The sequence below is a fragment of the Caulobacter sp. CCH9-E1 genome (assembly GCF_001556515.1).
Lineage (GTDB): Bacteria > Pseudomonadota > Alphaproteobacteria > Caulobacterales > Caulobacteraceae > Caulobacter.
Genome location: NZ_LSJA01000091.1, coordinates 1 through 4,220 on the forward strand (window position 1 = coordinate 1; position 4,220 = coordinate 4,220).

A 4,220-nucleotide genomic window follows, 5' to 3' on the forward strand; every position below is an offset into this window, starting at 1 on the left:
AGGTCTCCGATCAGGTGTCGGCGCAGCTCAACGTCGAGAACGTCTTCGACAAGGGCTACTACGCCGCCGCCAACAGTAATACGAACATCACCCCCGGCTCGCCCCGCGCCGTGCGGCTGTCGCTGCGGCTCAGCTACTGACGAATCTGTGGATTCGCGCTCGCGCAGACCCCGGCGCTTGAGGGCTGCAGCCCACGTCGCGCGTATCCCGGATTAGAGCCCCCGATCGGCTCTGGTGGCTGCGCTGGCCCGATCCCCCGCCAGCGACGCACGCTGGGGAGGGGGCGCGACCCGCCTCGGTCGCGTCCCACTTCCTCGGCGTTCTCCGCCACGCAGGCCGCTCGTTCGACGGGACGACCTGTGGTGACGACAGGAGGCGCGCCATGACCCGTTGTTTGAAGATGATCCTGCTTTGCGCGGCCGTCGCGCTCCCCGCGGTCGCGTCCGCGCATGACCGGATGCCGCGAGGCCCGGCGGGGAGATGGGTGGAATATGGCTACAGCACCTATCCGCGAGGCGACTATCCGCCCGCCTATCGCGGCGACGCCGGTTACTCGGGCTACTCTGCGCCTTATTGGACGCCGGGCCCTCGGGTCTACGTCTACCCGCAGGGGACGCGCGTCTGGTACGGCCCAAGCGTGGTTCCGGGCTACAGCTACGGTCGTGGCGGACATGCCGGCTACGGATACGGCGGCCATCATCATCCCGACCACGTCGACCACCACCATGGTTGGTGACGACGCTGCGGAGCTTGGCAGTTTGCCGGGAAGGCTGCCCTACGCTTGAGCCCTCCGCGGACGAGTTGAGCGCGCGGCCCGCGGGCGAGGAGCGACTGTCGCAGTTGCACCGGAACCGGCTCGCCGCCCCTTACGTCCAGTCATAGTCCGCGCGCAGAAACCCATTCTCCACTGCCGTGGGATCGACGCCGATCCCGGTGCAGAGGATGCGAGCGGCGCCGGGAAGGGCTTCAATCGCTTCGCGCGTCGCCAAGCGGTTCGTCGTGGCGGGGGAGCCGCCTGTCGAACAGGTGAAGTGATAGACCGTGACGGTCGAGACTGCGGCTGGTGAGCGCGCGGATCTCTTACGCGACACCTCAGACATGGAGGGTGCGCACAGGCGCGAGGCTATTGTGAATGGAGGTCGCGGCGATCGCCGCCTCACCGACAGCGACGCTGATCTGATCGAGGCCCCGTGCGACGTCTCCCGCGGCATAGACGCTCGGCAAGAATGTGCGCTGGTGCTCATCCACGAGGATGCATCCCGAACCATCGACGACGACGCCGATCGCCTCGGCGAGGTCCGACTGCGGAACAACGCCCAGGGCGCCGTAGACCACTTCGAACGGTTCGAGCTGTGATCCGTCCATCCGCCAGGCGTGCAGCCGGCCGTCTTCGACCTTCAGGGTATCGGGCTGCGCGGCGATCAGCGGTACGCCCGCAGCGTCGAGCGCCTCGCGACTGGCCCGCGAGACCCCATGGTTCGGGCCGAGCGTCAGCAAACTGACGCTGGGGCTGTAGGCGCGGAGGAACAGCGCCTCGCTTGCGGCGTGATCGTCCATGCCGATGACCGCGATCCTATCCAGCATGGCTTCGAACCCGTCGCAGATGGGACAGAACCGAAGCAGTCCATCCTGGATCGCCTGCTCGGGCTCGGAGATCGGCGGCCGCCGGTCGACTACGCCGGTGGCGAACAGGACAGTGCGGCCGAGCACCGCCCGATCCGCGAAAGTCGCACGCCAGAGGGTTTCGTCCACGCGCTCCAAACGGGTCACTTCACCGGCCCAATCCACCGGCCCGAACGGCGCCAGCTGCTCGCGCAATTGGGCGAGTAGGTCCAGCCCGCGAATGCCCCCGGCGAAACCGGGGACGTTGTGACTGCGTGGGATCAACGCCGCACGGCTTTGTCCGGCGTCGGCGACCAAGACAGTTCGGCGAAACCGGCGCAGATAGAGCGCCGCGGCGAGGCCGGCCGGACCCGCGCCAAGGATCAGACAGTCGAAGATGTCGTCCATTGAAAGCTCCGGGTCGACGTCTTGGTTCGGCTGTGAAACCTCCGGCATACGCGCGTCAGTGTTCGTGCCCGGGATGACCATCCGATTCTTTGGACGGCATCGTCATGCCCGGCATCGCCATCCCGGGCATACCGCCGCCTTCATTCATCATCTCGTCGTGGTCGGCTGGAGCGCTCTTGATGGCCGCCTGATACTGCGCGGGCGACATCCTGGGCAGCTGGCGGACAAAGGCCACCATGTCCCAGATCAGCTCGTCGCTGTGGGTTCGTCCCCAGGCCGGCATGGCGGTCATCTTGATCCCGTGCTTGATCGCCCAGAACTGCTCGCCAGCCGTCAGGTCTGCGTGCCGCCAGAGCTCAGGGGCCTGCGGATAGAGCCCTTGGCTCATCTCGGTTTTTTCGAGGCCAGGCGCCAGGTGGCAGCCGCTGCACATCTCGGTGTACAGCCCCGCGCCGCTCGCGATCCGCTTGGGGTCGTTCAAGTTCGCCGGCGGCTTGATCGCTGACGCCCTGACGCTGATCGACCGGTCGCGCAGGGTTTCCAGCACCCTGTAGACCGGCCGGGTGTGGGGCGCGTCGGCGCCGATGTTGTAAAGCCCCAGTCCGATGGTCACGCCAATAGCCACGGCGGCGAGCAGCCCGGCCGCGCCCAGCACGACGGCGATCCCGAGATGTGTCCTCGGATGCCGCAGATCCCACCCCATCACCTGCATAGTCTTGCCTCCCTGAGAGCTCCGTTGAGATTGATCCGGCCGCCGTGAGCGGCGCCTGTCTCGAACATGAACTTGGTTTAATGTCTTGAGGTCAGCCGCCGCCTCGCGTCGCTACATCGCCGCGATCCGCTGCGCGATGTGCTCCATGAAGCCCTTCATCAGGGCGGCCATCATCGGCAGGAAGATCAAGAGCGCGATGAAGATGGCCACGATCTTCGGGGCGTAGACGAGCGTCTGCTCCTGGATCTGCGTCAGGGCTTGCAGAAGTCCAATCGCGACGCCGACGACCAGACCGACGATCAACACCGGCGCCGAGATTTGCACCGTCAGCCAGATGGCCTCGCGCGCCACGTCGAGAACCTCGGCGCCGTCCATCAGCGCCGCGGCGCGGGTGCAGACCCGTGGAAATCTCTATGTGGGTCGGAGATCCAGATTCGGTCATCGGCGTTGGGCGTGTTGGTTCCAACGACTTCATAGGCGGTCAATCCAACAATAGCGGCGGCGACGATGAGCGCCGCCGTCCAGAAAAGCGGGCCGCGCCGGCGCCCGCTCAGGCGATCGGGTCTCGTCTTCTCGCGGACCACAGGATTCCTCTGTCAGCATTGCTAATGGGATTACGCGCCGGGTCCGGCCGACCCCTTAGCTCGCGCCCGATCGCCTAAATCCGATGTCACGTCCGCTTTCGGTTCACGACATCCACGTGGGCGACAACGGTCCTGTTCGCCGACGTCATGTCGGCCAGTCCAAGGAGCATGCCATGCAACGCCTTCTTGCCGCCGCCGCTGCGACGGCCGCCCTCACGATCGCCTCGGCCGCCTCGGCACAGCCTTACGGCCATCCCGGCGCACCTTATGCGCCATCGGCCAGCGCCTGGCGCGCAAACCCTTATGGGGCCGCGAGACCGTATCAGGCCGATCGCGCCTACTACGGCGGCGCTCGTTATGATTACAGCGCCCGCCACGGCTACGATTCTGCGGTCGGCCCCGCCCGTCCATACGGCGTCTATGGATACGCGCCCAACCGCACCTATGGCGGATGGGGCGCGCGCTTCACCCTTCCGTTCCGATCACACGGGCAGTCTCACCGGTGATCTCCTTCGCCGCGCGGGCGGGGCGTAGGTCCCGGCCCGGGCTCAGCGGCAAACGTAGCTCCGCTCTGAGCCCGGGCTGATTGTCCGCCAGCACGAGTTGGCCACGATGGACCCGCGCGACGGTCGCCACGAGGGATAGTCCCAGGCCGCTGCCGGGCGTCGAGCGGCTCTCGTCGAGCCGGCTGAAGCGCTGTACGGCCCGGTCCCGCGCATCCGGTGCGATCCCCGGCCCTTGATCGCCAATGGTCAGGCTGCTGGCCGCACCTTCGATTCCCGTGGCGACGACGATCTGCCCACCTGGGCTCCCGTACTTGATGGCGTTGTCGATCAGGTTGGCGGTCGCGTGGAGGAGGAGGCTCGAAACCCCGCGCGCCGGCGCCCGCGAAAGCCGAAGGAGGAGATGCTGCC

Annotated in this window: 6 protein-coding genes; 2 read left to right on the forward strand and 4 right to left on the reverse strand. The window is 66.9% G+C overall.

What is annotated here, in order from left to right; genetic code table 11:
* Nucleotides 1–382: 382 nt before the first annotated feature.
* Entirely contained in the window at nucleotides 383–736 is a 354-nt protein-coding gene (locus AX690_RS05395) for a hypothetical protein (protein ID WP_066730303.1), read from the forward strand.
* Nucleotides 737–1,092: 356 nt separating this feature from the next.
* Here AX690_RS05395 and AX690_RS05400 read toward each other — a convergent pair whose 3' ends face one another.
* From AX690_RS05400 to fliQ, 3 genes are all read right to left on the reverse strand, one after another.
* The gene (locus tag AX690_RS05400) at nucleotides 1,093–2,010 is read right to left on the reverse strand and encodes an NAD(P)/FAD-dependent oxidoreductase (protein WP_082769518.1); all 918 of its coding nucleotides are present in this window, start codon (nucleotides 2,008–2,010) and stop codon (nucleotides 1,093–1,095) included.
* Nucleotides 2,011–2,065: 55 nt separating this feature from the next.
* Complete coding sequence (locus AX690_RS05405; RefSeq protein ID WP_231732122.1) at nucleotides 2,066–2,722, reverse strand: cytochrome c; 657 nt, start codon at nucleotides 2,720–2,722, stop codon at nucleotides 2,066–2,068.
* Nucleotides 2,723–2,833: 111 nt separating this feature from the next.
* A complete protein-coding gene (gene fliQ / locus AX690_RS05410; protein ID WP_197426790.1) occupies nucleotides 2,834–3,100 on the reverse strand; it encodes a flagellar biosynthesis protein FliQ in 267 nt (88 codons plus the stop codon).
* A 379-nt stretch (nucleotides 3,101–3,479) separates the two neighbouring features.
* Here fliQ and AX690_RS22725 point away from each other — a divergent pair, with 379 nt between their 5' ends.
* Entirely contained in the window at nucleotides 3,480–3,812 is a 333-nt protein-coding gene (locus AX690_RS22725; protein ID WP_156449575.1) for a hypothetical protein, read from the forward strand.
* On the opposite strand, the gene AX690_RS05415 is transcribed toward AX690_RS22725, so the two are convergent.
* The coding region (locus AX690_RS05415; RefSeq protein WP_197426789.1) for a HAMP domain-containing sensor histidine kinase at nucleotides 3,772–4,220 on the reverse strand (449 nt) is incomplete at its 5' end. The two genes, AX690_RS22725 and AX690_RS05415, sit on opposite strands and share 41 nt — an antisense overlap.